Origin of the sequence: Rhodanobacter sp. L36 (genome assembly GCF_009765755.1) — a bacterium.
GTDB lineage: Bacteria > Pseudomonadota > Gammaproteobacteria > Xanthomonadales > Rhodanobacteraceae > Rhodanobacter.
The window spans coordinates 426153-450483 of sequence record NZ_LMUV01000011.1; the positions used below are offsets into that span (position 1 = coordinate 426153).

A 24331-nucleotide genomic window follows, 5' to 3' on the forward strand; every position below is an offset into this window, starting at 1 on the left:
AAGCGTTGTTTCAGTGGCGCGCAAGGAAATCGAGGATCGTGTCTGCGATCACCGCGGCATGCGTTTCCAGTGCGAAATGTCCTGCCTCGAGCAGATGCACTTCAGCGTTGGGCAGATCCTTCTTGTACGCCAGCGCACCGGAAGGAATGAAAGCCGGATCGTTCTTTCCCCATACGGCCAGCAGTGGCGGCTGGTGTTCGCGGAAGTACCCGTGAAACGAAGGATAGGCGTCGATGTTTTTGCGATAGTCGTAAATAAGGTCGAGCTGGATTTCATCGGCGCCGCGGCGGGTCAGATAAGCGATATCCAGCTCGTAGCCGTCGGGCGAAACACGATCGCGCGGCGCACCGTGGAAATACTGGAATTGCTCGATGGTTTCGCGGGTAATCAGGTCGCGACACGCTTCGCGGTGCGCCGGCGTCGGGTCGGCCCAGTATTCCTGCAGCGTGCCCCACGCGTCGCTGAAACCTTCCATGTACGCGTTGCCGTTCTGCGTGATGATCGCGGTGATGCGATCGGGTCTGGCTCGTGCAAGGCGCAAGCCGACCGGCGCACCGTAGTCGAAGATGTAAAGCGCAAAGTGGTCGAGACCGAGCACGTCGGTGAACTGATCGATCACCTTGGCAAGGTTGTCGAAGGTGTAATCGAACTTGCCTTTCGACTTGAACGTCTGGCCGAAGCCGGGAAGATCGGGTGCGATCACGCGGTACTTGCCCGCAAGTCGCGGAATCAAGTCGCGGAACATGTGGCTGGCCGTCGGGAAGCCATGCAGCAGCAACAGTACCGGCGCATCGGCCGGGCCGGCTTCGCGATAGAACACGTCGAAGCCGTCCACGCCGACCGTGTTGAAACGCACTTCGTTTTCGTTGCGGCCAGCGGTGTGTTTGGTAGTCAATTGATTCACGGGAATTCCTCGGTAGAGGCTGCGCCGCGGGGAGCGGCGCCGCCGTGGATTCAAGCAGCAGGCGCGTGTTGATTCATCGCGTCCATCACGCGTGCCGAATAGACCATCGCGGCGCCTGCATTCAGGGCCACGGCGACGCCAAGTGCTTCGGCGACTTCTTCGCGGCTCGCACCATGCTTGAGCGCTTCGCCGGTGTGCACGGTGATACAACCGTCGCAACGCGTGGTCACGGCCACGGCCAGCGCAATCAGTTCGCGCGTCTTCGCATCGAGCTGGCCGGTCTTGGCGCCAGCTTTCGAAAGCGTCTGATAGCCGGCGAGGGTGTCGGGGCTGAGCTTGCCGATTTCGCCGATGCGGCCCGTCAGTTCTTTGCGGTATTGCAGCCAATCCATCATGAGTGCACCTCTCGTGTTTTCACCGGCCGGGTTAGTGCTTGGCCGTGATGTGCAGTGTTGCGCCGCGCAGGGAGCGGATGAATACTGCGCGATCTCAATTTCTGGCGAGGTCGTCTCATGGATGCGCTGAGCCGCGTGCTGGAACTGGCTGACGTGAAAGGCACGCCGGATCTGCGCTGCCTGCTGGCTGGTCCGTTCGAACTCGACCACGAACAGGTGCCCGAGGGCGAAGCGCCTTATCACCTCGTGCTCAGTGGCAAGGGAAGCTTGCAGATATCGGGTGGCGAAGAGATCGCGTTGCGCGAAGGCGACCTGCTGTTGTTGCCGCGCGGTAGCGCGCACGTGATGCGCGACGCCGACAGCGCCACCGCGCACGCTGGATCGATGAGCATCGACAATAGCGGATCGTTGCCTGTGCGCTCCAACACGAATGGTTCGGCAGAACTCGACCTGCTGTGCGGACGCTTCAGCTACGCGCATGGATCGGCGGATCTGATCATGGCGGCGTTGCCCGATGTGCTGCACGTCTCGCTGGCCGAACATGGCGGCATGGATGTACTGCGAGGTGTGGTCGGCATGCTTCGCGCCGAAGTCTCGGAGATGGCGCCCGGAGCGCCGGCCGTGATCACTGCGTTGAGTCGGGCGCTGTTCGTGCTGGCCATTCGCGCGTACACCTTGCGCGACGACGTACCGGCTTCGCTGCTGTTGCTGCTGGCGGACGCACGTCTGGGCCAGGCCGTGCAGGCCATGTTGCGGCAGCCCGAAGCGGCCTGGACAGTGGAGAGCCTCGCCGAACGCGCGGCGATGTCCCGCGCCAGCTTCGCCCGTCATTTCGCGGCGAAGGGAAATACCTCGCCATGGGAATTGCTCACCTTGTTGCGCATGCGCATGGCGGCCGGATTGCTCTCGCGTGGCAAGTCGACGGTCGGTGATGTTGCCGAACGCGTGGGCTACCAGTCGGAAGCTGCCTTCGGAAAAGTGTTTGCCAAACAGACAGGCATGACGCCGGCTGCATATCGGCGTAGTCACGCCGCCGGCAACGCGCCGCGTTGAAGCCACGGCGCCTGCGAACATTGCATCAACGCGCACCTTGTTCCACCGCGACGACAGGTACAACGGGCGCTGCGACAGGCGGCAACAGCCGGCCCATGATCAGCAGGTAAAGCGTTCCGATGGAAAGCACGGCAATCACCACGTTGGCGAACAAAAACAGCCACGGCGCCAGCGTCGCCACGGGCCCGATATCGCCACGTTCGATCATGCGCAGCGGCGCGATCGCGATAGCAGTGACACCGAAACTGAAAGCCCAATAAGACGCTGCGAAAGGCTGCTTGCCGATCCAAGGCATCAGGCGCAGCAGCACCAACGCCTGCAGCAACGCATAGCCGATCAACACATGCGCGAACAAATCGGGCATGCCACTCGTGATGGAGAGATAGGCGATGGCGCCGACCGCCGGTGGTGCCAACTGGATGCCGAGCGTGGGACGCATGGGAACGGGGAGACTCTCGGCGACGAACAACCGATGCACCAGCACCGACTCCAGCGCGAGCCACGAAAACACACCGGCGCCGAAGGCCAGCTGTCCCCAATCCGGCCGACCCAGCGCTGAAACGACAATCGCGGTGAGGAACGATCCGGCCACGGCGGGTAGATAAAGCACGGCCGTGGTCTGCGCCACATCGCGGCCACCTTGCCACAAACCGCCTGTGCGCCACACGGCGAAAGCGATGGTGTAAATCGCACCCAGCGCAAACAACACCGATGCCGCAGCATGGGAATACGGTGCGATGGCGCCGGCCACCAGCATCGTGGTCACGCCCGCCAGCCCCACAAAACAGCACTGCACGGGATGCTTCAGCTCCTCGATGGCGCGCGTCCGCTCGAACAGCCACTTGGCCATGTACAGCAACACCAGCACGAGCCACACCGCGGAGCCGATCCACTCGAGCGCCTCGCCAACCTCGGCGGAAAGTCCCCATACACGGTGCGCGACACGCCACGCGTTGCCCAGGCCAACCACACCCAGAACGATGCCGAACAGACTCGCAGGAACAAGCGGGATGCGTGGGCGGATATTCATCGAAGACTCCTTGCGGGTGGTCGTTGGCGCAAACGTGGCGTGATGAAGCGCGCCGATGCGTGGCAGCAAAGTGATCGTTCATCCTTTGACGTGCTACACGCCATGCTCAGGGTGATCGTCCCAAACGTTTGCTAGCTGCAGCATAGGCGCCGGCGCAACGAACGGCTTCATCCCAAAGGAGTAGGCCGACGCGATCTGTCGAAAAGCACATGTCAATCTTTCTAGGCAAATAGCCGTCCACGTTCCAGAATGCCGACGAGGTCGCCGGTGCGGCGATCAATGGGGGCCGCGTGCGTCTGGACTGGCGATGGGTGCTGGGAAGTCTGTTGGCCGTGGCGCACTTTGCGGCGCAGGCTGCGAACACGCGGACGCCTGTTTCGTTGCTGGATTACCAGCGCACCACCTGGACCCAGAAAGATGGTGCGCCTGCCGGCATCCAGGCGATGGCGCGATCGAGTGACGGATGGCTCTGGCTCGGCACCAGTGCCGGCGTATTCCAGTTCGACGGCCTGAGCTTCAGCCCTCGCGACAGCTTGCCCGCGGGAAATCTGCATTCGAGATCCGTGCGCCGGTTGCTCACTACGTCCAACGGCGATCTCTGGGTATTTTTCAGTGCGGGTGGCGCCTCGGTCTTGCGTCGTGGAGATCGCGATCACCCTGCATGGATTGCCGGTCTGTCCGAAGGCGCGACCATCGACAGCGAGGCTGACGACGACCAGAACCACGTATGGATCACTTCAGGCCCGCATATCTATCGCAACCACGGCGATCAGTGGGAGCAAGTGCGTCCTTCTGACGTCGGCTTGCCCGAAGACGGCGAGCCAACCGTCTTCAGCGATCACCGCGGCAATGTCTGGTACTGCACCGATACGCGCATCTATGTGCGCACGCGTTTTTCGAATCGGTTTGTGCCGATAAACGGGAACTGGCACGCGATCCAGACGTTCGTTTTCAGTGCCGCGGGCGGCATGTCGGTGGTGGACGGCTCGATGTCGCCCACTGACGCATCCACGCAACTGAGCGTGCCGGCAGGATCGAGGTCAGCCCGGTCTAGTGCGTCGTCGGAAATGAGCATGCGGGATGTGCAGGGTGCGATATGGAGTGTCGAATGCGATCACGCCGACCTTTGCTTTTCGCCACGTGATTCCACGACGTTGCGGCGTGGCGCCGACGAGCAAAGTGATCCCTGGAAAGCGGATGGGGAAAAATCTCCCGGGACGATGACGCTGCTTGTCGACGAAGAAGGAAACACCTGGGTCGGAACGAAACTGGGGCTGGTGCAATTTCGTCTCGCGGCGGCGCGACGCGTGCGTTTTCCCGACAACACTTATTTTTTCACCGTCGTTCCCGATGCGGACGGCACGGTCGTCGTGGGAACCGATGGCCGCAGCGACAATGCCGTGGATCAGTTGTGGCGTGTCGATACCGACAACGCCATTCATTCGCTTTCGAGTCATGCGACCTCCGCTGCGTGGCTGGAACCGGATCACTCAATACTGCTCGCAGGGCCGCTGGGAATCTGGCGGTTCGATGGCAGAAGCGAGGTGCCACTCGAGGGGCCTCACGCGGTTTCCGTCAAAGGTGTCACGCCGCAGTCGATGGCCGAAGATGGTGCCGGCAGACTCTGGCTCGCGTTCAACACGCTTCCGCCATGGCGCAAGGACACGCTCGGATGGCGCGAGCGTGGCGGGATTGCCGAACTGCCTGCCGGCCTGGTGGCGCTGATCGTTCCGTCCGGCAACGACACCTGGTTGGGCTACCGCAGCAACATGCTGGTCCGACTGGACGCCGGCGATCACGTCTCGCAGTGGGATCAACGGCAGGGACTTGTCACTGGTTCGGTCACCGCGCTGATCACGAAAAAGCCGATGCTTGTCGGTGGCGAGCGCGGTCTGCAATGGTTCGACGGAAAAGCGTTTCACGCGATTCACGCCGCCGACGTCGCACAACTTTCGGGCATCACCGGGTTGCTGCGTGATCAGGATGGCTCGCTCTGGATCAACGGTTTTCGCGGTCTGGTGCACTACCCCGCGGATGAAGTCGCGCACGCCCTGAGCGATGAAAACTTCGCGATGCATGGACGGCTATACGACGAAGGCGATGGCGTGCCGGGCACGGCGCAGCAGGCGCGGCCGCTGCCAACCCTGACACGAGGTAGCGATGGCAGGATCTGGGTGGCGTCGACGAATGGAATGTCTTCGATCGATCCTCCATCCCTTCCGGTCAATCGGCAGTCGCCCTCCGTCGAGATTGCAGGCGTCAATGACGTCGCGCAGCCAGCGAACGGTTTGGATTTGCCGGCGGGGACGCGGCAACTGCGGATGAGATTTCACGTTCTTTCCTTGACGCGGCCGGATCGAACGCAGGTGCGCTATCGACTGTTGGGCCTGGACGACAAGTGGATCGATGCCGGCACGAGACGCGAAGCGTTTTTTGGCAATCTCGGGCCCGGTCGTTATCGTTTCGAATTGATCGCGGGCAACGAAGATGGTGTGTGGACCAGTCAGGCGACCGGACTGCCATTCAACATCGAGCCAACGTTTTTCCAGACGGGCTGGTTCAAATCCATTTGCGTGATCATCGGCCTCGTCGCGTTGTGGCTGATCTTCAGATGGCGATTGCGTCACGAGCGCAAGCTGATGCGACAGAAGATGGCCGTGCGCCATGCCGAACGCGAACGCATCGCACGCGAGCTGCACGACACGTTATTGCAGGGCATCAGCGGTTTGCTGATGCGCGTGCAGGTGTGGTCCGGACGACGCGAGTTGCCGACCGATCTGCAAGGCGACATGCAGCGCGCCAGCGAGCAGGGACGCTCGATGCTTTCGCAGGGCCGCGATCGCATTGCCGAGCTGCGCGCCGACGACGGCGAGTTGGTGAACCTGTCGAATGCGATTCGCGTCATCGGCGACAAATTCGCTGCCCTGCATGCCGCCGGCTTTGTCGTCATCGACCACGCACCAGACGCGGCGCTTCGGCACGACGTGAGCGAGGACGTACTTGCGATCGTGCATGAAGCGATCGCCAACGCGTACGCCCACGCCGGTGGCAAGTCGGTCAAGGTGAAGCTCGAAGAACGCGCTGGTCGGATCGGCATCAGTGTGACCGACGACGGTTGTGGCATCAGCAGTGAACAACTCGATGAAGCGGGCACGACCGGACATTGGGGTCTTGTCGGCATGCGTGAACGCGCGAGGAGAATCGGCGTTCGCCTTGTCATCGGCGCCGGCGAGACGGGTGGAACCCGCGTGCTGATCGAAGGCATTCGACCCGTCAAATCATCGGTGCAGCAAGATATTTCACGCCGGCGTTGATGCTGTCCTGCGCTGGCGTGGATCGACTTCATTGTCCAACGACTGCGTGCTTTTGCGGGCTACCACTTTCGGGTGATCTGCCACGCAAGGTCGTGCGCTATTGAAGAGGCCGGACTGAAAGGATCAGCACGATGCAAGGCATTTCGTGGCGTTGCCCCGGCGCCTGGTGGATCACGGCGAGCGTTGTCACGATGATCCTGATGATCGGCGTGCTGCTGCGTTGGCGCCGCCATCAGGCACTTCGCTCGTCGCGCTCACGGGCCGAAGATATCGCGAATGCGGCAGCGGCCAGATCGATGCAGGAATTCATGCTGCAATCCGGGCAAGGCCTGATCCTTCGCTTCGAGGCGATCGCACGACAACTGCCACCCGATCATCCGACGCGTCTTGACCTGATCGCCGCCATCGACCGCGCGGAAAGCGTTCTGGAAAAAGGCCTCGACAGCGCGCAACATCGACGCGATGGCATGGCGCCGTCGATGCCGACACCCGACAATGATCCTCTTTCCTGAGCAACGAGACATGACCCCCGTGGACGCAGAGCAGCCGATGATCCGCATCCTCGCCGTGGACGATCACCCGATGATGCTCGAGGGTTTGGCTGCGGTGATCGACGCCGAGCCCGGCATGCAGCTTGTCGCCGATGCGACCAGCGGTGAAGACGCGATCGTGAAGTTCCGTGCGCACCAACCGGACGTCACCCTGATGGATCTGGAATTGCCCGGCATGTCGGGCGAGCAGGCGATCCGGCAGATCCACGACGAACATCCCGACGCCGCGATCCTGGTGCTGACGACTTTCAAGGGCGACGCACAAGCCTTGCGCGCGCTCAAGGCCGGTGCGCGCGGTTACCTGTTGAAGAGTTCACTGCGACGCGATCTCATCGACACCATTCGCGCCCTGCACGAAGGGAAAAAAAGCGTGCCACGCGAGATCGCGGCGGAGATAGCCGATCACGCCATTGACGAACGCCTGACATCCCGCGAGCTCACCGTGCTGCGTTACGTGGCCGGCGGTCACTCCAACAGGATCGTTGCCGATCTGTTGTGCATCAGCGAAGCGACGGTCAAGGTACACATGAAAAGCATCCTGGGAAAGCTTGACGCCACGTCGCGCACCCACGCCGTGCAGATCGCGCATAAGCGGGGAATCATCGATCGCTGAACCGGAGTCGCCCGAAGAGCTACAGATTTTTACAAAGGTGGTAGTGAATCGGGTCTCTCGATCCAGAGGCGTTTCCGAGCAGGTCGAACGATGCATCCTGGTTGATGCTCACGATGCGCAATTGCGATGTCGCCGTGGCCGGCACAGCCTGGCCGACTTGCTGGGCGGGGCAACGTTGCTTCAACCGAAAACGGTGCGCTGCTATTTGAACGGTATCGTCGACACAAGCGGCGGAGTGCGCACCGGTCAGATTCTTGCCATCGAAGTGCAGCAGGCTCGCGTTTGGCGGATCGCTGCAGTCGGCGGAAGAATAAAAGCCGACGCGAACCGGCAGATGGGTTTGCGCTTGCGATAGGGCCGGGAGAAGCAGGATCAGCGCGACAAGTCGTTTCATGGGGTGGCTTCTCGTAACGTCCAGCAGGCTGGGTTCATGCACTACCAGCGAGAAAAATATGCGCGACAAGGCGCAGACTCATGCCGTCATAGCTGCCGATCGGCAGCGCCTCTGGAAAAACACGTCACGCCTTCACCAATTCCGTCTCGACAAGAATGGTGACCTCATCCGCCTCCAGTGGCACCCATTCGCTGACGCCGAACTCCGAGCGCTTGAATGTCGCTTCGCCGGAAAATCCCATGCGGGATTGTGTCGATCCACGATAAGTGACCTTGAGCGTCACAGGCTTTTTGACGCCGTGAAAATCAAGCACGCCATCGACCGTCGCCTGTCCGCCGACGATCTTCGCCGTCGCCGATGCGAAAGTGATCACCGGATATTTCGCCGACTCGAAATATTTCTGCGCAATGCGCTTGTCGAACATCTGGTCGCCTGTATCGACGGATGCCGGATCGATGGAGATTTTCAGATTGGACGCTGACGACAGCGAGGGATCGAATCGGAACCCACCGTTCACTCGATTGAAACGAAGCGTGTAGCGGGAAAGATCCATGTGGGCGAGCTTCACCGTCACCGACGTGTGATGCGGATCGAGTTTGTATTCGCCGGCGTCAGCGGCCATCGGATTCTTGCTGAGATGCAATTGCTTGTACTGAGCGACCGCACTCGCATCTTCCGACGCATGTTGAATTTGTGCAGCGAAGACTGCGTGTGTCGCAACGAGCAAGGCCACGAATGCGGCAGGGGCAATCTTGCGAGTGGCCATGAGAGGAGTCCAGGTAGCGGCGACAGGATGAGCGCCGCAACCTTAGACGATCGAGCCTGCACGGTCATACCCACAAAGGAGTAGCAGCCGATCTCTGATCGTACGCAGTGGCCTCGCCCATCAACGCCGTCGCACGGATCAATCCGGAATGGTGACACCGACCAGTTTGCCGAGCAGCACCAGCGATTCCTGCCAGCCGAGATAGCACTGTTCCACCGGAATCATTTCGGGAATGCCTTCTTGCGTCACATGCATCTCGGTGCCGCAGGACACAGCGTGGAACGTGATCGTGGTGGTCATTTCGCCAGGCAGGTTCGGATCCTCGAAACGGTCGTTGTACTGGATGCGTTCGCCGGGCACGAGCTCGCGATACGTGCCGCCGAAGCTGTGACCGTGGCCGCTCGAGAAGTTGGTGAACGTCATCCGGTATGTGCCGCCAACCTTTGCATCGAGGTGATGCACCGTGCACGTGAAGCCGTTCGGCGGCAGCCATTTGCTGACGGCGTCGGCGTCTAGAAAGGCGCGGTATACCCGATCCGGCGGTGCAGAAAGCACGCGATGAAGACGAAGTGTGTTGGTGCTCATGACTATTTCCCGTTGCTGAGGATCGGTTCTCCATCATAAGGACGAATGAGCGTGACGAAAATCGACACACATTGATTTCTTCGCGGTGAATCCATTTCCAGCTGTCGACGCATCCAAGCCTCAGACACCGCGATGGTCGCGGCTGTGAATTTGCCCGTTCGCGGGCGAATCGAACGCAAGGGAGCGTCGTACATGAAATATGCCAGACCCATCTCAGTACGCAGCGGATATTGCCTTCGCGCGATGACGACGTGCATGGCACTGCTCGGTGTTTCGGCCGCTGTCGCTGGTCCTGCATCGAAAACCTTGCCGGGCACGCCGGTGGGAAAGCTGGGCGGCGAACTGATCCATCACATCAATACCGATACACCCGAACAGATCAGACAATGGGCGCCGACGATTCTTTCCGCAGACATCAACGCGGACGACAAGGCCGCCTTCGTCAATGATCTGGCATCGGCCGTGCGTTATAGCGGCGGTGTCGCGCTGACCGATGTGCAAGTCGATCCGCGACAACCCGGCCTTATGGTGGATATCAAGGGACGTCGCAACGGGCAGGGTGCCTTATTTTTTCTGGCGGCTGATCCGGCGCACACCGACCGGCTGAAGCAGGCGGAGTTGCATCCTACGGACGCCCCGGCGCTGTATGCCGGCTGGCCGAAAGGCGCAGTGTCGCGCACGGAGATGACGCGCCTGATCCACGCGGCGCTCGACCGACTTGTGCACACCTCCGATTTCTCCGGTTGCATGACGGTAGTGGACAACGACGAAACCGTATTCGACGAATGTCGCGGCTTCGCCGAGCGCCGCTTCCATGTGCCCGTCGATCATCAAACCCGTTTCCACGTCGGATCGATCGGCAAGATGTTTACCGCCGTGGCCATCGCCCAGCTTGTCGAAGCCGGCAAGATGTCGTGGAATACGACGCTGGCCGAAGCGGTACCCGAGTACCCCGATCACGCAGCGGCAAAGAAGATCACCGTGTGGCAACTGCTGCATCACACGGCGGGTCTCGGCGATTACATGGTTCCGGAGTTCTTTCAGCAGCCGGGCAAGTTCGTCAACCCGGCCGACTATCTCGAACTCGTCGCGAAGCAGCCGAAACTTGGCGAACCCGACAAGCAGTGGAGCTACAGCAATGCCGGCTACGTGCTGCTTGGTCGCATCATCGAGAATGTCTCGCACGAAAATTATTTCAGCTACATCGCGCATCACGTGTTCGCGCCAGCGGGCATGCAGGTCAGCGGATTCGACAGCGTGGAAGACATCACGCCGAATCTCGCCGTCGGCTATTTTCACGACGGTCTGTTCTCAAGCGAGTGGAAGGCGGACTGGATGAAAACCGGTTTCAAGGGCAGCCCGGCAGGCGGCGGCTATTCCAGCAACGCCGATCTCTTGCGCTTCGCCAAGGCCTTGCGCGAAGGCAGGCTGGTCAAGCCGGCGACATTGACGAAAATGTTCGACGACGAAGTGCCTGCAGGCCCCGGCGGCTACGCTGCCGGATTCGGCGATCGGCTTTCCCATGGTCGGCATATTCGCGGCCACGCCGGCGGGATCGAGGGCACGGATGCAAACCTGCAGATGGTGTGGGGAACGACGTCGGCCGTCGTGCTGACCAGCAATGAGGGCCCCGGCCAGACGTGGATGCTTGCCGAGCACATCGCCGACTTGCTCGCCGCCGAGGACACAAAACATCGATGATCCGACTCGTCGGTTTGTCAACCGCCGCATCTGCAACAAAAATCGGAGCAAGACCATGGAATTTTTTGTCATTCCCCTCGTCGTGATGATGGCCCCCGTGCTCATCGTTCTGATCACGCTGCGTTACCGCCGTCAGCAAACGCAGGCGCGCTATCGAATGCTGCTGCAACTCGCAGACAAGGGCGTTGAGCTTCCGCCTCAACTGCTGCTGGAACCGCAGGTGGCGTACAGCGAGCGCCGCCGTGCGCTGGTGCTGATCGCGAGCGGTCTTGGGTTGATGGCCACATTCCTCGCGCTGCCGGGTCAACTCGACAACGGCCGCAGCATCGGCAGTCTGTGGGGGCTGGGATTGTTGCCATTGACGATCGGCCTGGGTTACCTCGCCAGCTGGTGGTTGAACCGGCGTGGAGATGCGCGTGGCTGATAGCGCCGCCGAGGCGCGCATTGATCAGGCACTGGTTGCGCGGGTTCTGCTGGGCAGCGATCAACATGCGTTCGAGCAGCTGCTGCGTCGCCATCAAGGCATGGTGCGCGCGCAGTTGCGCCGACTGATGCGCGGTGACGACGCTGCGGCGGATGATCTGGCGCAGGAAGCTTTTCTGCTGGCGTGGCGCAAGCTCGATCAGTTTCGTGGCGACGCGCGTTTTTCCACCTGGCTTTACCGCATTGCCTATTCCTGTTTTCTGCAGGCGTATCGGAAGAAATCGCCGTCTTCGATGGATGGCGATGACGAAGTAGTCGAGCAGCTGGCGGCGCCGGTGCATGCGATCGATCTGCAACTGGATATTGATCGGGCCATGCAACGTCTATCCTCTTCGGAGCAGACCGTGCTGCTGCACTGCGTACAACTCGGACTCAGTCACGAAGAAGCGTCTTACGTCTTGGCGATGCCGCTGGGCACGGTAAAAACCCACGCGACACGCGGTAAGGCAAAACTGAAAGCGTGGCTGGCACCATGGCGCGAAGCCGCCGGTGAGGAAAGAACATGAGTCACGAAACGAATCACGAAGAAAACGACGATTCCATCGAAGCCATGCTACGCAGGCAATTCGAAGGGCCGATCGCCGACCAAGGTTTCTCCGAGCACGTGATGCAACGGCTGCCGCCGCGCCGTCGTCGCGTAGCGTGGCCGGTGTGGTCGGGTGTACTGGCGGGTGTGGCTGCGTGCGTCGTGAGCCTGTTATTTTCGCCGCTGTTGCATGCAGGTTGGCGCGATGTGATGCATGGCGACTGGTCAACATCCGCCATCACGTTGTTGTCCGTGATGGCGGGCTTGTCCGTGCTGGCTTGCGGCTGGACATTCGCGGAGGCCGAGAATCGCTGATCGCCTTCGACAAGTGCTGCGTCGACAAAGGCAGGTCGACCGCACCAAGTGCTGTCGCTCAGCGCAGATCCACGTCGCCGACCTTGTCCTTGTAATCCTTCTTCGGATCCGAGCCGAACAGCATCTTGACGCCAGCGAGCAGGTTCGACTCGTTGAGCCACACTTCGGCGTGTTCGGGGTCGAAGCGCAGCAGCACAAGCTTCGGATCGTCCTTGCCGTCGAACCATGCGGCGATGAAGGGATTCCACAGGCGATCGATCACCGCGCGGTCCTGATCGACCGATAACGTGCCGTGGATGCTGGCGAACAGCTCGTGCCCCTTCGCGCTGAAGGCTGCGATGGCGCGAGGGCTTTTCGCGAGGTTGTCGGCTACTGCATTGGGCTTGCCGACGAAGAACCAGATCGGTCCGTGATCGTCTTCCACCATCGCGGTCATGGGCCGCGAGTGGCCATCCTCCACGCCGTCGAGGCCAAGCATCACGGTTCGGTCGGAAGACAGCGCCTTCCAGAATTTTTCTTCGAGTTTCTGTTCGGTTTGCATGTGGAGCTCCGGTGCGTGCTTCAGGCGGGAGCTGCCGTTTTAGATTCTTCAGCGTGAAGTGGATGCAAGCGATCCGGTGTGGCGCGAAGACATTCGGCTTGCTGTTGAGGCGCTCGTGATGAATGAATCGACGTGCGCAGCCGCGAATAGGTCAGTCGCTCAGTCCTTGTGTTTCGGCTTTCGGATCGCGGTGATCTTGCCGCTGGCACCGCCGCCACAGAAGAAGCGATCGCCACCGTCGGACTCCAGTCCCGACACGCCGGTGCCGCTGGGCATCTGCAAACTCTCAAGCGTTTCGCCGGTAGTCGGGTCGATGCGCCGCACGTCAGCCTCGCCGTCCTCCCAGGTGCCGTGCCAGAGCTCGCCATCGACCCAGGTCACGCCGGTGACGAAACGATCGCTGGTGATGCTGCGAAGAACCGTGCCGGTTTCCGGTTCGATTTGATGGATCTTGCGCTCACGGTATTGACCGACCCACAGCGCACCTTCGGCCCACGCGAGTCCGGAATCGCCACCGTTTCCGGGTGCGGGAATACTGGCGAGCACGTCGCCGGTTTCCGGATCGATTTTCTGGATGCGATCCTCGACGATCTGGAAAATATGGCGGCCGTCGAAAGCGGTGCCTGCGTGCGCTGCGATGTCGAGTGTGCGCGGCGCGTCGTCGCTTGCCGGGTCGAACGCGGCCAGCGTGTCGCCCGTTGCAAACCACACGCGCTCTCCGTCGTAGGTGACGCCATGCACGGCGTCGACGCCCGAAAAAGGGCCATATTGCTGGATGATTTCTGCGTTTGATCGTTTCATGCAGCCATCCTAGTCGTCGGGAAATGTGGGTGGGAGTAACAAGCTTGTCGGGAATCCGGGCATGGGCTGCGTTACCCAGCGACGTGAGCGCCCGCGGCCGAAAGCGTCCACTTTCCCTTTTGTCGCCAGCGCGTCGAGCGCTCGCTGCACGCTGCGCTGGCTGGTGTCGAGCGCGAGCGCCAGCGCCGAGCTCGACCATGCTTCGCCATCTGCGAGAAGCGCAAGTACGGCCGCATGCGATTCATCCGTTGGATGCGCGAGCACGACCACATGATTTGCGTCGTGCGGCGCGAGCATGAAGCCTTGCTTCGTTGCGTGCACATGGGCGATGGATCGGAGAAGCGAACGCAGGCGTCCGATCTCGACGCGCAATCGTGCGCGATGCGATTCGTCGGCGTGCTTCGTGTGGAACGCTTGCGCAATGAGCGCGGCCCGCGTTGCGTCGCCGGGCCACGCTTCGCCCAATAATCGAGCGAGCGCGAAAAGCACCGGTCGTCGCTCCAGCGCGAAGATCGTGCCTGCGCGGCGCACGGCGTAGCGGCACGCATCCACGACAAGCGTCTCCGAGTTCAGCAACGCCTCGACCTCATCCAGGCGCAGCAGCCGATTTTCGCCGCGTTCGATGAGTTGGGCGGCCGGAAGATCGAGTCCACGGGTAGCACCATGCACTTCTGCGATCAGCGCGGGTATGTCGGCGAGCTGCGCCGCATCACTCGCGCGGCGCAGAGCGGCGCGTGCGATGACTGTTTGCAGTCGCTTCATCGCGATACCTGCGGCCACCATTTCGAACGATGCGCGCGACGAGGGCCGCAAGGACGCAACGTCCAGATCGGCGAGCGTGCTTTCGGCGTCATCCACGCGCCCGATCAGCAGTTGGCGTCGGGCCTTGAGATACCGTGCATGTGCGGCGTTCGCACGATCGCCATGTGCTTCGAGCGTGGCGATCGCGTCATCGAGCGCGCTCGTGGAACCGCCGAGTTCGCGCGAAACCAGTGCGATTTCAGCCTCGGCCACCATGCATCGTGCGCGGGCTATCGACTCTTGCGCACCGAACGCACGCGCGGCGCGGCGCAACAACAACTTTGCCCGCGTGAAATCGCCGAGCTGCGCCATCGCGATGCCGCGCAGGGCTAGCGCCGGTGCATCGTCGCGCAGCGCGACGCGCTTCAAGGCACCGAGCGAATCGCCCGCCGCGAGGGCACGCGCTGCCGCCGTGATCAGCGAATCCATCCGTATCCCGCCAAATTTGTCACTCCCTCGTTGGGCATGCGCTTTCTAATCTATCGCACAACCCTCAACCGAATGTCTGCGTTCAGTGCGTGCAACGAAGGAGCCAGCGATGTCGACTCACGAAAGCGCAGCGCGCAGCGAAACCGTGACTCTCCGCATGGCCAAATGGCTGAGTCTCGCGGCCGCGCCTACCTTCGTCATCATGGCGCTGTTGACCGGCGCGTTCGGCAATGGCCCGATGGACATGCTGTGCTCATCGATGCATGGCGTGTTGTCGTTCGACGGCATGCTGCCGATGTACCTGCTGATGAGTGCGTTCCACGCGACGCCATGGCTGAGGATGTTCGCGCGTCGTCGGCGTCGTTGCTGATTCAAAATGTGCGTGTTCAAAAACGTGCATGGCGCCGAGACCGCGGATTCTATGGCGCGCAACCGAGCTGGAACGGTAGGCAGTGCGTCGACTGCGGAACGATCAGTTTCCGGATGCGCCGGGCACGGCTGGCATCGGGACGTCGCCGATCAAGGCTCGCACACGCGCGCGATCTTCCGGCGTCGCCGGGTTGTAGATCACCATGCTCAGGTGTGGCTTGCCGTCGACGGCGAATGCGGAATATTCCAGCGTGATCAATCCCAGCGTCGGGTGATCGATAAGCTTGGTGCCCTCGCCGTGCATGCTGACGTCATGCTCCTGCCACAGGCTGCGAAAATCCGCACTGGCTTGGCTCAGTTCGCGGATCAATGCATGGGTGTAGTCACTGGCACCGGCCCGCGCGGTTTCGCTGCGAAACGTTGCAACGACGAAACGCGCCACGTTCTCCCAGTCGTGCATCATTTCCTTCACGCGCGGCACGCAGAAAATCAGCCGCAGCATGTTGCGCTTTTCAACAGGCAAGGACATCAGGGCCGCCATGATGATCTCGGTAGCATGGTTCCAGGCGATCACGTCCCAGTCCGCGGTTTTTACGTAGGCGGGGCTGAACTCCAGCGTATCCAGTATGCGTTGCAGTTGCGGCGTGACGTCCTGCGGCTGCGGATGTTGCACTTCGGGCGGACGGTTCTGTGCCAGCAGAAACAGATGCTCGCGTTCGATCCTGGTCAACACGAGCGCAGCAGCAAGACGATCGAGAACTTCGGTGGATGGCGCGCCACCGCGCCCCTGTTCCAGCCATGTGTACCAGGTGATGCTGACATTGGCGCGCTGCGACACTTCCTCGCGACGCAACCCCGCCGTACGCCTGCGCGTCATCGGATAACCCAACGCCGCAGCGTCCAGACGCGTGCGGCGGTCTCTCAGATAATCGCCAAGTGAATTTTCGTCGGGTGCGATGGCCATGCGTTGCCTGTGAGTAACGGTGTCGTCGAGCTGTCACGATTTGTCGAATCTCAAGCCTCACATAGTGCGTCGGAGAATTGAACAACGAACGGCCATTGTGGCGCTCGCCCATGCGAGACAAAGTTCATGAAGGCACATGAGGCTCGACAAAGGCGTGCCAGGTTTGCACTTCCCCAAGAAAACATGGCCCTCTGAATAAGGCAAAACCGCCCGCCGCACCACTGGACAATCCCCATCGCCGGACGATGTCGCCCGGCCGCATGCGTGACTTGAGAGCAATCCAGTCGGCGTTATTTCGCAACGTCACCTTTTCGTTGGCGCCGGGCACTGTCCCGGGGTCGTCCGAGTCGGCGTCGGCCACAGTCATGGCTTTGCCGAACTTGAATTCGAACTCGGAGGATTCAGGGACAGTGGCGCATGAAGACTCACTCGCAACCGGCCAAGACGTTGGCGGCACTGACCAACTTTCCGCATAGAGTGGAGTGCCCATCGATTGCCGCTCCAGCACGCGTAATTGGAGCGTCTCCCGATGGTGTTGCCAACCGTAGAGCGCGCCGGTTAAAACCGCGAACACCCCGATCATCCAACCGATGGTTTTCCAGTTCATCGCTCGCTCCTTTGCGCGTCTTCGTTACTTCTTTTAGCCCAGCGGTCATGGCCTGTATAGGCCATCGACTCGCTCCGCGGATTTGTTGCGCGAAGGTCATCGTGCGATAAAGAAACTCTCGCGGGTACCGCCATGAGCGGCAAGATGTTTTCTGCGAAAGATCGGCCTACCCATCGCATCGGAGCAACTCAATGACGATCAGACGTTTCTTTCTTGCACTCGGCTTTGCGTTGACCTTGGCCGGATCGGGCAGGGCGGCGACCACGGGCGACGATGCAACGGCGATCCGTCTGGTGCTGGGCCAGCAACAGGCGGCGTGGAATAGCGGCGATGTCGAGAATTTCATGCATGGCTACAAGGACGCTCCGGACACCACATTTGTTGGCAGCAGTGTGCGAAAGGGTTATCGCATGATCCTTGCGGACTACCGCAAGCACTACGCCAACAAGGCGCAGATGGGGCGCCTCACGTTTTCCGGCATTGATGTGCGCCTGTTGCCTGAGGCCGGCGGCGCGGTGCGCTATGCGTTGGTCACCGGTCGCTTTCATCTCGACCGCAGCGCGCACGGCGAAGCGGCTCAGGATGATGGCGTGTACTCCTTGCTGTGGGAAAAGACGATGGAAGGCTGGAAGATCATCGTGGATCACACCAGCTAAGCCGAGTTGTTTGCACGGCGTTTACTTCGACACCGATGCGTCGTGCGCCTCGGCGAAGGCCAGATGGTTGTTGTCGGGGTCGACGATCATGACGGTATCGACTTTCTCGTCGTGCGTACGTTGCGCGGTGTCGATACCCAACGCGTCCAGCTTCGCTATGTGCTCGTCGAGGTGATTCACGGCCAATGTGCATGAACCGCGGCCGGCGCGCTCACTCAGCTGATAAATCTGCCCCACCGCCCTCGAACTTCCATTCCGCGAGTTCGTTCATCGGTGTCGTATCGGCGGCGCGGCCCAGAACGCTTTCGTACCATGTCGATGCTGCGTGCAAGTCGTTGACGGCGAGGCTCGCGAAAACATTTTTGAAAGACATGTCGACTTCTCCGCATCCGTGTGTTTTGCAGTGAAACATCGATGATGTTCAAAGTGCGTCGATACGAGGACGTGCTCGCGTCTCCATCGTCGATGGACTTGTCGCTTCGCTGCGGCGAACGCGCATGAATGTCCGTCCGAGCGTTGTCCGGACACAAAGAAGACCGTCCGCGGACAATCGCGATGCAGAGGGCGTCATCGCAAGAATGGCTTGGGAATGCGGGTTTCAAGCGATCCGAAAGGTTGGCACGGCACTTGCCATCTCTACCTTGAAAGCCTCATCTCTCAACGCAAGGAGAACACCATGAAAAACGCATTCAAATTCGAAACCCTGATGCTGCAGGGTCTGTTCGCGGCCTGCGCCCTGGTCTGCTTGCTAGTGGTCGGGTCCATGCTGACCGCGAAGACGACGTTCTATGCTGCGGCGAGCAACGCGCCGGTGGCTACGCTGACGACGCCGGCTGGCTGAGTGTTTCGGTGATCGCGGATCACGCGTTCAGCGGTCTACGCACGCACGGATGTCGCGAATCGCGTCGTCCAGCGCAAGGTTTCCTGATAGTTCCAGGACGTGCTCATCGAGCTCTGGCTCTTCCAGGCTCGACAGCTGGCTTTGAAGCAGCGACGCGGGCATGAAGTGCTGTCGCTGCAGCATGCGACGTTCCAGCGCATCACGCGAAACGCGCAGATAAACAAAACGCACGTCGGCATCGGCGGCGCGAAGCTGATCGCGATAACGACGCCGCAGCGCCGAACAACTCACTACGCCGCTTCGTCCGCGCTCGCTCTGCATGCTCATCCAGTGCGCGATGCCAGCCAGCCAGGGCTCGCGATCGGCATCATCCAGCGCGATACCCGTCTGCATCTTCGCGATGCTTTCCGATGAATGCAGGTCATCGCCTTCCTGGAAGTCCCATCCGAGCGCACCGGCCAATGCTCCGCCCAGCGTGGACTTGCCGCTGCCCGAGACGCCCATGATCACGATCAGCATCGGGAGTTCGTCCACGGCTGCGGCGCCACGTGTTCGAGTGCGCGCCTGGTTACAGGTTTGGGGATGGCAGTCAACATGGTGGTGTTCTTTTGCGTGGTTCGATTTGAATCCGTATTTTCCTCGGTGCCCTGCTTGAATGCTCATTCGGTTCGCGCATCGGCATGCAGCGATGATTACCCGGCGGGATCATCGATTGGCGCGATTATGCTCACTGGCTCCATTTGGTGCTGTCGTGCTTGCCCTCCACTCCGTATTTGCCGAAGTGCACGCAGCTGTTTTGGAAAGCGCGGGAGTGGATGATTCTTCCGGCTCAGTCAACACCAAGGCGCCTGCTTTTGGCCGCTGCGTAGCGTGAGCGAAGATAGCGAGCAAGGTTTGCCGTTAGGTACGCCGGTGATGCCCGATTCACTCTGTGGACATGACGGATCAGCGAGAGTGCATGCTTTGAACGACGGGAGTCGTGGTGCAATCTGCTTTCCTCGATATGCGTAGTTTTCGGCCATTCATTCGACGCCGACGCGTTCTCTCGTGTTCTCTCGCGATCCTCATGATGACGACGAATGTCGCGGCGGCCCATGCCAGCCGCTCGCACGGCGCGAAAGTCGCGTCGTCGACACCGACGGCGGATCAGCTTGCGATACAGGTCAACGACGACAAGCTGACGCTTGCGGTGGCGCGCGCGCCGCAGGTCTACATGTACGGGCCGATGGACGCGGATGCGCCGCACCGTGTCGAGGCGTTGATCCGTTCGTGGAAAATTCCGCGCGGTTCGGACGTCTATCTGAATTCACCCGGCGGCGATCTCGATGCGGGGATCGCACTCGGTAAACTCTTCCGCGCCAACGGCATGGTCACGCATCTCGGCACGCCGCGACGTGTCACCCAGCGCACGCGGTCGATTTCCAGGGACGCGCTGTGCATGGACGCCTGCACGCTTGCGTATTTCGGCGGCCTCTATCGCTGGGCGCCGGCGGGCCGGGATCGCCTTGGATGGCACACGTTGTCGACGAATCCGAAAGCCGGTGCGCAGCAAGCTCTTGCGGTCTCGTCTTATCTGAAGGATATGGGCATTCGCGCCGAGACGCTTGCACCGCAAGCCGGCTCGCGCGATGGCGTCGTTTGGCTGGATGCCGATGCGATGATGGCTTCGGGGGCGGCGAACAACGGCCACCTTCCGATCACCGCGACGTATCAGCTTTCGGCAGGTGCACCTTCTCTTACGCTCAACCAGATGGTTCGCAATGGCGTCAACCGCATGGTCATCACGTGCAAGCCTGAAGGTTTGGCGCTGACTTCGTATTACATCGTGGGATCGGACCGCGCACGACAGATCGTGACAGGCGCGGCGCGGTCATTCCTGGAAATCGACAAGCAGGAAACGCTGCCGCAGCGAAGCGGTGGGGTCACCAAGCTCAACGAGGCGGTGGTGATCGATCGCGTCTATCCGGTGAACCAGACGGCCCGCTTGTTCTCCGCGCGTTCCATGGGTGCGTGGGTCGTCGGCTGGAGCAGCCCACTGCGCTACGGCTTTACGCTCTGGCTCGCACCGGTGCGGCATAACGTCGACGATTTTTCTGCCCGCTGCGGCCAGGCGATACAGCAGCACGGTCGACGCTGAGATCGTCCGGCGACAAGCCTTGCGCTGGTCCTGCGAGCGCCATGAAATCGCCCTGGCTCGTGCAGCGCATGCGCCCTTGCGGCAAACAGGATGGACAAGCTCGCGCATCGCGCGCAGCAATTTCCTATGGTTACCGCGAAGGTGAATTCATGATCCGTCGAAGCTTGTTGAAAGGTGCGCTGCTGGGCGCGTCCGCGCTGGTGTTGCGTCCTACTCTGTCGCTTGCCGGAATCGATAGCGCGGTCGCGCGATTGGCTGCGCTGGAGCGACGGCACGGCGGTCGTCTGGGTGTCTCGATTCTCGACACGGGCACCGGGCGCCGCGTGTCGCATCGTGGCGACGAGCGCGTCCTGATGTGCAGCACGTTCAAGGTGCTGGCGGTGGCTGCCGTGCTGGCACGTGTCGATCGCGGCATCGAGCAGCTGGACCGGCGCATCGTGTTCGGCAACGACGTCGTGTTGTCGTACGCGCCCGTCACCAGCAAGCATGTCGGTGCGCCGGGCATGAGCGTGGCGGAGCTGTGCGAGGCGACCATCGAACTCAGCGATAACACCGCGGCCAACCTCCTGCTGTCGAGCATGGGTGGGCCACAAGCCGTGACGAAATTCGTGCGTGGACTGGGCGATCCGGTGACGCGCCTTGACCGCATCGAGCCGGACCTCAACGTCGGGCATGCCGGCGATTTGCGCGACACCACAACGCCGAATGCCATGCTTGCCACCTTGCAGAAACTGCTGCTGGGTGATCGTCTTTCCAGCGCATCACGCGCGCAACTCGCTGCATGGATGCGCGCGTGTCGCACGGGCATCGATCAATTGCGCAGCGGCATTCCTGCCGACTGGACGGCAGGCGACAAGACCGGCAGCGGTGCTGGCGATGAAACCAACGATGTCGCCGTGCTGTTGCCGCCGAATCGAGCGCCTGTGGTGGTCACGGCTTACTATGTGGCACCCGTCGCCGATGTCGCCACGCGCCATGCGGTGCTGGCGGAAGTAGGGCGCATCGCAGCGGTGATCTGAAGCCTTGCTGATTTGAAGAATGAAGTGGAGAAGTGCGATTACCATGATGGTCCGCACTTCAGTATTCATGACATGGCTTCCGACTTTGAACTCGACAATCCTTTCTGGTCTTCGTTGAACAGAAGGCATCGTGCGTTGGCGCATCGCATCGGCGATGTTGCGCGCTTCCCCGCAGATGTCGCGCCGTTTCTCGGCGTGGCGAATGCCGACGTGGATGTGTCGCAGGCGCTACCGGCGATGATCACGGCGGAGGAATCGTTGCTGCTGCTCGGCGTGGCACCAAAGGTTCCCGCAGGATGGCTGCTGATTGCCGACGATCCCCTCGCGCAGATGATCTGCACGGCGCCCGTGACGGAAATCGACGGGCCGGAGGTCATCGCGCTGAGCCAATCGCATCGCGCCGATGTGCTCGCATTGACCGCGCTGGTCTACCCGCATTACTTCAGAAATCGCACGATGGAACTGGGCCGGTATTTCGGCATCTATCAGCAAGGTCGCCTCGCGGCGATCGCTGGCGAACGGTTGGGGATGGACGGCCATCAGGAAATCAGTGCGGTCTGCACGCATCCGGATTTCAACGGTCGGGGCTACGCACGTCGCCTGCTGGCGATACTGTCGAACGATAATCTGGCGGCTGGACGTGTGCCGTTCCTGCACGTGAGCCATCGCAACGTGCGCGCGAAAGGGCTTTACGAACAGCTTGGCTATCGGCTTCGCCGCGATATCGGGTTCTGGTCGTTGCGCCGCGCCTGATGCCGCAGGAGGGACGCATCGCCCATCGATGCAACGCATATACCATGCAACCTGACGCTGGCTGTCGCTCGCGCAGGGGATCCCATGTTTTCCATTTCGAAAAGTGATTTCGATATCGTGGCGTGGCTGATCGGTATCGGGCTACTGCTCTGCCTGATCGCCTCCCGTGAAGTGGGCTACTGGCTCCACCGACGCAGGGTGGCCAGCGGCGCGCCAGCTGGCGAGGACGGATTCACACTGACCAGCGTGCTTGGACTGTTGGCGTTGCTGGTTGGTTTCACTTTCTCGATGAGCCTGAGCCGTTTCGATACGCGCCGACAACTGGTGCTGGACGAATCCAACGCGATCGGCACGACATGGCTGCGTGTCCAGCTGCTGGACGAAAAATCCCGCGCGGAACTCTCGCCCTTGCTGCGCGCCTATGTCGCCGAGCGCATCGTCTACGGCGATACGCCGACCGAAGATGCGCAGAACGCCAGCTATGCGCGCGCATCGATTTTGCAGAATCGCTTCTGGCAGGCCATGGGCCGGGACATCGAACCGATCCGGACCACGCCGCTGTATTCGCTGGTCGTGTCCACCACGAACGACATGTTCGATCTGGCGGCGTCACGGAAAGCGGCGCGTGCTGCGCACATTCCGCAACGCGTGCTGGTGGTGCTGCTGATCTACACCTTGTTCGTTGCATTTCTGGTGGGCTACGAAAAAGGGCGATCTCGCTGGGCCAGCACCATGTTGTTCGTGCTGTTGTTGATCGCTGCCGCACTCGTGCTGGATATCGATCAGCCGGTCCGTGGCGCGGTGCAGGTGTCGCAGCAACCGATGCTGGATGCGCAGACATCGATGACGCCGTGATGCGTATGTGCTTCCATGTCACGTCGTGCGCTATTCGGACATCGCCTTCGACGGCTGGCGCACGCTTGTCACGTTTCGATACGAATCCGCCAATGCCCAGGCGCCGCATGCGATGGCGGCGGACATCAGGAAGGGCGTGATCGAATCGTTGCCAGGCGCAGTGACGGCGCCGGGCAGCCAGACCAGCATCGTGATGGCGCTGAGCATCACCGCCTCAAGCGTCGATGCAAGTTTTGGCACGATGCCGAACAGCACCGCGAGGCTCGCCGCGATGCTGGCGCCGCCAGTGAAATACGCCCAGACATACGGCGCGGATATCCACGTTGGAATGAACCCGACAGTGATCTTTGCATACACGAAATGCGACAGGCCGATCATGGGCAGCGCGAACACAAATAGAAGTCGCGCCCAGCGCACGCCACGCGCACCCGTCGCGAACCGAAGATGATGTCCCGACCAAGCTCCCGCATGTGATGCGAACACGACCCAGCCACCCGCGACGATAACGGCGATTTCGCCGAAGCCCAGCCAGGTCGCTTCCATCTGCGGAACGAAAAGCACCGCGGGCAATTTCAGCAACACCGCCCATAGCACCAAAAAAACCAGCAGCACGGCGGACGACGGCGCGACCGTGCGCTTCATCAGCAAACCCAAACCAGTTGCCAACTCGATCACTGCAGACGCGTAGACGAAGAAGGAGCGCGCAGGCAGGTGTTCGATCGGTATGCGCTGCCACACCGATGCAAAGTCGCCGACGATCAAACCTCGTATGCCCAGTCCGATCATCGCTGCCGCGAGCAGGATGTGACCCAGCGGCAGGGGAAGAGAAGCAGGCGATATGTCGGCGACTTCCGCCGAAGGACCCAGCAGCGTGCGATGCGTCGAAGTGAATGAAGCCATGGCTTGCCTCTCGCTTGCATTGGACATC

Annotated in this window: 30 protein-coding genes; 15 read left to right on the forward strand and 15 right to left on the reverse strand. The window is 61.2% G+C overall.

Features of this window, described 5'->3' with window-relative positions:
- Positions 1 to 10: 10 nt before the first annotated feature.
- Both GSQ73_RS11600 and GSQ73_RS11605 read right to left on the reverse strand, forming a co-directional pair.
- Positions 11 to 856 (reverse strand): alpha/beta hydrolase, encoded by an 846-nt coding sequence (locus tag GSQ73_RS11600; RefSeq protein WP_158886425.1) that lies wholly within the window; start codon positions 854 to 856, stop codon positions 11 to 13.
- Between the two features lie 98 nt (positions 857 to 954).
- The gene (locus tag GSQ73_RS11605) at positions 955 to 1299 is read right to left on the reverse strand and encodes a carboxymuconolactone decarboxylase family protein (protein WP_158884158.1); all 345 of its coding nucleotides are present in this window, start codon (positions 1297 to 1299) and stop codon (positions 955 to 957) included.
- 117 nt (positions 1300 to 1416) lie between these two features.
- On the opposite strand from GSQ73_RS11605, the gene GSQ73_RS11610 reads away from it, so the two are divergent.
- Positions 1417 to 2352, forward strand: coding sequence for an AraC family transcriptional regulator (locus tag GSQ73_RS11610; RefSeq protein ID WP_158884160.1), 936 nt, complete (start codon positions 1417 to 1419; stop codon positions 2350 to 2352).
- Positions 2353 to 2377: 25 nt separating this feature from the next.
- Here GSQ73_RS11610 and tehA read toward each other — a convergent pair whose 3' ends face one another.
- Positions 2378 to 3382, reverse strand: coding sequence for a dicarboxylate transporter/tellurite-resistance protein TehA (gene tehA, locus GSQ73_RS11615; RefSeq protein WP_158884162.1), 1005 nt, complete (start codon positions 3380 to 3382; stop codon positions 2378 to 2380).
- 290 nt (positions 3383 to 3672) lie between these two features.
- On the opposite strand from tehA, the gene GSQ73_RS11620 reads away from it, so the two are divergent.
- The 3 genes from GSQ73_RS11620 to GSQ73_RS11630 all read left to right on the forward strand — a co-directional run bounded on the left by GSQ73_RS11620 (position 3673) and on the right by GSQ73_RS11630 (position 7860).
- On the forward strand, positions 3673 to 6696 hold the full coding sequence (locus tag GSQ73_RS11620) for a sensor histidine kinase (RefSeq protein WP_158884164.1): 3024 nt from the start codon (positions 3673 to 3675) through the stop codon (positions 6694 to 6696).
- 131 nt (positions 6697 to 6827) lie between these two features.
- Positions 6828 to 7208, forward strand: a complete 381-nt coding sequence (locus tag GSQ73_RS11625) for a hypothetical protein (RefSeq protein ID WP_158884166.1) — start codon at positions 6828 to 6830, stop codon at positions 7206 to 7208.
- A 46-nt stretch (positions 7209 to 7254) separates the two neighbouring features.
- Positions 7255 to 7860: a response regulator transcription factor gene (locus tag GSQ73_RS11630; protein WP_216844811.1), complete on the forward strand. Its 606-nt coding sequence runs from the start codon at positions 7255 to 7257 to the stop codon at positions 7858 to 7860.
- Between the two features lie 19 nt (positions 7861 to 7879).
- Here the strand turns inward: GSQ73_RS11630 and GSQ73_RS11635 are convergent, their stop codons facing one another.
- From GSQ73_RS11635 to GSQ73_RS11645, 3 genes are all read right to left on the reverse strand, one after another.
- Complete coding sequence (locus GSQ73_RS11635; RefSeq protein WP_158884168.1) at positions 7880 to 8254, reverse strand: hypothetical protein; 375 nt, start codon at positions 8252 to 8254, stop codon at positions 7880 to 7882.
- Positions 8255 to 8378: 124 nt separating this feature from the next.
- Positions 8379 to 9020: a YceI family protein gene (locus GSQ73_RS11640; protein ID WP_158884170.1), complete on the reverse strand. Its 642-nt coding sequence runs from the start codon at positions 9018 to 9020 to the stop codon at positions 8379 to 8381.
- A 138-nt stretch (positions 9021 to 9158) separates the two neighbouring features.
- On the reverse strand, positions 9159 to 9605 hold the full coding sequence (locus GSQ73_RS11645; RefSeq protein ID WP_158884172.1) for an SRPBCC family protein: 447 nt from the start codon (positions 9603 to 9605) through the stop codon (positions 9159 to 9161).
- A gap of 192 nt (positions 9606 to 9797) precedes the next feature.
- Between GSQ73_RS11645 and GSQ73_RS11650 the strand changes: the two genes are divergently transcribed.
- From GSQ73_RS11650 to GSQ73_RS11665, 4 genes are read left to right on the forward strand one after another with little or no spacing between them, the layout of a single operon-like run.
- Entirely contained in the window at positions 9798 to 11306 is a 1509-nt protein-coding gene (locus GSQ73_RS11650; protein ID WP_254063394.1) for a serine hydrolase domain-containing protein, read from the forward strand.
- A gap of 55 nt (positions 11307 to 11361) precedes the next feature.
- The gene (locus GSQ73_RS11655; RefSeq protein WP_158884174.1) at positions 11362 to 11730 is read left to right on the forward strand and encodes a DUF6249 domain-containing protein; all 369 of its coding nucleotides are present in this window, start codon (positions 11362 to 11364) and stop codon (positions 11728 to 11730) included.
- Complete coding sequence (locus GSQ73_RS11660; RefSeq protein WP_158884176.1) at positions 11723 to 12295, forward strand: RNA polymerase sigma factor; 573 nt, start codon at positions 11723 to 11725, stop codon at positions 12293 to 12295. Before GSQ73_RS11655 ends, GSQ73_RS11660 begins: the two co-directional genes overlap by 8 nt.
- A complete protein-coding gene (locus tag GSQ73_RS11665) occupies positions 12292 to 12630 on the forward strand; it encodes a DUF5056 domain-containing protein (RefSeq protein WP_158884178.1) in 339 nt (112 codons plus the stop codon). The genes GSQ73_RS11660 and GSQ73_RS11665 overlap by 4 nt, the downstream gene beginning before the upstream one ends.
- 58 nt (positions 12631 to 12688) lie before the next feature.
- Here GSQ73_RS11665 and GSQ73_RS11670 read toward each other — a convergent pair whose 3' ends face one another.
- The 3 genes from GSQ73_RS11670 to GSQ73_RS11680 form a co-directional block, all read right to left on the reverse strand.
- Positions 12689 to 13171 carry a pyridoxamine 5'-phosphate oxidase family protein gene (locus GSQ73_RS11670; protein ID WP_158884180.1) on the reverse strand — a complete coding sequence of 161 codons (483 nt, stop codon included), beginning with the start codon at positions 13169 to 13171 and terminating at the stop codon, positions 12689 to 12691.
- A gap of 159 nt (positions 13172 to 13330) precedes the next feature.
- A complete protein-coding gene (locus GSQ73_RS11675) occupies positions 13331 to 13972 on the reverse strand; it encodes a glutamine cyclotransferase (RefSeq protein ID WP_158884182.1) in 642 nt (213 codons plus the stop codon).
- A 9-nt stretch (positions 13973 to 13981) separates the two neighbouring features.
- Positions 13982 to 15202, reverse strand: coding sequence for a helix-turn-helix domain-containing protein (locus tag GSQ73_RS11680; protein WP_158884184.1), 1221 nt, complete (start codon positions 15200 to 15202; stop codon positions 13982 to 13984).
- Between the two features lie 109 nt (positions 15203 to 15311).
- Here GSQ73_RS11680 and GSQ73_RS11685 point away from each other — a divergent pair, with 109 nt between their 5' ends.
- Positions 15312 to 15572: a hypothetical protein gene (locus tag GSQ73_RS11685; RefSeq protein WP_158884186.1), complete on the forward strand. Its 261-nt coding sequence runs from the start codon at positions 15312 to 15314 to the stop codon at positions 15570 to 15572.
- Between the two features lie 102 nt (positions 15573 to 15674).
- On the opposite strand, the gene GSQ73_RS11690 is transcribed toward GSQ73_RS11685, so the two are convergent.
- Together GSQ73_RS11690 and GSQ73_RS11695 are read right to left on the reverse strand one after the other, a co-directional pair.
- On the reverse strand, positions 15675 to 16535 hold the full coding sequence (locus GSQ73_RS11690) for a helix-turn-helix transcriptional regulator (RefSeq protein ID WP_158884188.1): 861 nt from the start codon (positions 16533 to 16535) through the stop codon (positions 15675 to 15677).
- Between the two features lie 124 nt (positions 16536 to 16659).
- Positions 16660 to 17142 (reverse strand): hypothetical protein, encoded by a 483-nt coding sequence (locus tag GSQ73_RS11695; RefSeq protein WP_158884190.1) that lies wholly within the window; start codon positions 17140 to 17142, stop codon positions 16660 to 16662.
- A 191-nt stretch (positions 17143 to 17333) separates the two neighbouring features.
- Between GSQ73_RS11695 and GSQ73_RS11700 the strand changes: the two genes are divergently transcribed.
- On the forward strand, positions 17334 to 17798 hold the full coding sequence (locus tag GSQ73_RS11700; RefSeq protein WP_158884192.1) for an SgcJ/EcaC family oxidoreductase: 465 nt from the start codon (positions 17334 to 17336) through the stop codon (positions 17796 to 17798).
- 21 nt (positions 17799 to 17819) lie between these two features.
- Here the strand turns inward: GSQ73_RS11700 and GSQ73_RS11705 are convergent, their stop codons facing one another.
- A complete protein-coding gene (locus GSQ73_RS11705; protein WP_158884194.1) occupies positions 17820 to 17978 on the reverse strand; it encodes a hypothetical protein in 159 nt (52 codons plus the stop codon).
- Between the two features lie 31 nt (positions 17979 to 18009).
- Positions 18010 to 18171, reverse strand: a complete 162-nt coding sequence (locus GSQ73_RS11710) for a hypothetical protein (RefSeq protein ID WP_158884196.1) — start codon at positions 18169 to 18171, stop codon at positions 18010 to 18012.
- 303 nt (positions 18172 to 18474) lie between these two features.
- On the opposite strand from GSQ73_RS11710, the gene GSQ73_RS11715 reads away from it, so the two are divergent.
- Positions 18475 to 18639: a hypothetical protein gene (locus tag GSQ73_RS11715; protein WP_158884198.1), complete on the forward strand. Its 165-nt coding sequence runs from the start codon at positions 18475 to 18477 to the stop codon at positions 18637 to 18639.
- 27 nt (positions 18640 to 18666) lie between these two features.
- Here GSQ73_RS11715 and GSQ73_RS11720 read toward each other — a convergent pair whose 3' ends face one another.
- Positions 18667 to 19158 carry a gluconokinase, GntK/IdnK-type gene (locus tag GSQ73_RS11720; protein ID WP_216844771.1) on the reverse strand — a complete coding sequence of 164 codons (492 nt, stop codon included), beginning with the start codon at positions 19156 to 19158 and terminating at the stop codon, positions 18667 to 18669.
- Between the two features lie 550 nt (positions 19159 to 19708).
- Between GSQ73_RS11720 and GSQ73_RS11725 the strand changes: the two genes are divergently transcribed.
- The 4 genes from GSQ73_RS11725 (at position 19709) to GSQ73_RS11740 (ending at position 23403) form a co-directional block, all read left to right on the forward strand.
- Positions 19709 to 20776, forward strand: coding sequence for a hypothetical protein (locus GSQ73_RS11725; protein WP_158884200.1), 1068 nt, complete (start codon positions 19709 to 19711; stop codon positions 20774 to 20776).
- Positions 20777 to 20817: 41 nt separating this feature from the next.
- Positions 20818 to 21795: a class A beta-lactamase gene (gene bla / locus GSQ73_RS11730; RefSeq protein ID WP_254063395.1), complete on the forward strand. Its 978-nt coding sequence runs from the start codon at positions 20818 to 20820 to the stop codon at positions 21793 to 21795.
- A gap of 72 nt (positions 21796 to 21867) precedes the next feature.
- A complete protein-coding gene (locus GSQ73_RS11735) occupies positions 21868 to 22548 on the forward strand; it encodes a GNAT family N-acetyltransferase (RefSeq protein ID WP_158884202.1) in 681 nt (226 codons plus the stop codon).
- Positions 22549 to 22632: 84 nt separating this feature from the next.
- Positions 22633 to 23403 carry a hypothetical protein gene (locus GSQ73_RS11740; RefSeq protein ID WP_158884204.1) on the forward strand — a complete coding sequence of 257 codons (771 nt, stop codon included), beginning with the start codon at positions 22633 to 22635 and terminating at the stop codon, positions 23401 to 23403.
- A 30-nt stretch (positions 23404 to 23433) separates the two neighbouring features.
- On the opposite strand, the gene GSQ73_RS11745 is transcribed toward GSQ73_RS11740, so the two are convergent.
- Positions 23434 to 24303, reverse strand: coding sequence for a DoxX family protein (locus GSQ73_RS11745; protein ID WP_158884206.1), 870 nt, complete (start codon positions 24301 to 24303; stop codon positions 23434 to 23436).
- Positions 24304 to 24331: the final 28 nt, after the last annotated feature.

Bases quoted from the DNA above. Each gene is read 5' to 3' on its own strand.
- GSQ73_RS11605 (WP_158884158.1), bottom strand. From the start codon at position 1,299: ATGATGGATTGGCTGCAATACCGCAAAGAACTGACGGGCCGCATCGGC.
- GSQ73_RS11610 (WP_158884160.1), top strand. From the start codon at position 1,417: ATGGATGCGCTGAGCCGCGTGCTGGAACTGGCTGACGTGAAAGGCACG.
- tehA (WP_158884162.1), bottom strand. From the start codon at position 3,382: ATGAATATCCGCCCACGCATCCCGCTTGTTCCTGCGAGTCTGTTCGGC.
- GSQ73_RS11625 (WP_158884166.1), top strand. From the start codon at position 6,828: ATGCAAGGCATTTCGTGGCGTTGCCCCGGCGCCTGGTGGATCACGGCG.
- GSQ73_RS11635 (WP_158884168.1), bottom strand. From the start codon at position 8,254: ATGAAACGACTTGTCGCGCTGATCCTGCTTCTCCCGGCCCTATCGCAA.
- GSQ73_RS11640 (WP_158884170.1), bottom strand. From the start codon at position 9,020: ATGGCCACTCGCAAGATTGCCCCTGCCGCATTCGTGGCCTTGCTCGTT.
- GSQ73_RS11645 (WP_158884172.1), bottom strand. From the start codon at position 9,605: ATGAGCACCAACACACTTCGTCTTCATCGCGTGCTTTCTGCACCGCCG.
- GSQ73_RS11650 (WP_254063394.1), top strand. From the start codon at position 9,798: ATGAAATATGCCAGACCCATCTCAGTACGCAGCGGATATTGCCTTCGC.
- GSQ73_RS11655 (WP_158884174.1), top strand. From the start codon at position 11,362: ATGGAATTTTTTGTCATTCCCCTCGTCGTGATGATGGCCCCCGTGCTC.
- GSQ73_RS11665 (WP_158884178.1), top strand. From the start codon at position 12,292: ATGAGTCACGAAACGAATCACGAAGAAAACGACGATTCCATCGAAGCC.
- GSQ73_RS11670 (WP_158884180.1), bottom strand. From the start codon at position 13,171: ATGCAAACCGAACAGAAACTCGAAGAAAAATTCTGGAAGGCGCTGTCT.
- GSQ73_RS11675 (WP_158884182.1), bottom strand. From the start codon at position 13,972: ATGAAACGATCAAACGCAGAAATCATCCAGCAATATGGCCCTTTTTCG.
- GSQ73_RS11680 (WP_158884184.1), bottom strand. From the start codon at position 15,202: ATGGATTCGCTGATCACGGCGGCAGCGCGTGCCCTCGCGGCGGGCGAT.
- GSQ73_RS11685 (WP_158884186.1), top strand. From the start codon at position 15,312: ATGTCGACTCACGAAAGCGCAGCGCGCAGCGAAACCGTGACTCTCCGC.
- GSQ73_RS11690 (WP_158884188.1), bottom strand. From the start codon at position 16,535: ATGGCCATCGCACCCGACGAAAATTCACTTGGCGATTATCTGAGAGAC.
- GSQ73_RS11695 (WP_158884190.1), bottom strand. From the start codon at position 17,142: ATGAACTGGAAAACCATCGGTTGGATGATCGGGGTGTTCGCGGTTTTA.
- GSQ73_RS11700 (WP_158884192.1), top strand. From the start codon at position 17,334: ATGACGATCAGACGTTTCTTTCTTGCACTCGGCTTTGCGTTGACCTTG.
- GSQ73_RS11710 (WP_158884196.1), bottom strand. From the start codon at position 18,171: ATGTCTTTCAAAAATGTTTTCGCGAGCCTCGCCGTCAACGACTTGCAC.
- GSQ73_RS11715 (WP_158884198.1), top strand. From the start codon at position 18,475: ATGAAAAACGCATTCAAATTCGAAACCCTGATGCTGCAGGGTCTGTTC.
- GSQ73_RS11720 (WP_216844771.1), bottom strand. From the start codon at position 19,158: ATGCTGATCGTGATCATGGGCGTCTCGGGCAGCGGCAAGTCCACGCTG.
- GSQ73_RS11725 (WP_158884200.1), top strand. From the start codon at position 19,709: ATGACGACGAATGTCGCGGCGGCCCATGCCAGCCGCTCGCACGGCGCG.
- bla (WP_254063395.1), top strand. From the start codon at position 20,818: ATGAAATCGCCCTGGCTCGTGCAGCGCATGCGCCCTTGCGGCAAACAG.
- GSQ73_RS11735 (WP_158884202.1), top strand. From the start codon at position 21,868: ATGGCTTCCGACTTTGAACTCGACAATCCTTTCTGGTCTTCGTTGAAC.
- GSQ73_RS11740 (WP_158884204.1), top strand. From the start codon at position 22,633: ATGTTTTCCATTTCGAAAAGTGATTTCGATATCGTGGCGTGGCTGATC.
- GSQ73_RS11745 (WP_158884206.1), bottom strand. From the start codon at position 24,303: ATGGCTTCATTCACTTCGACGCATCGCACGCTGCTGGGTCCTTCGGCG.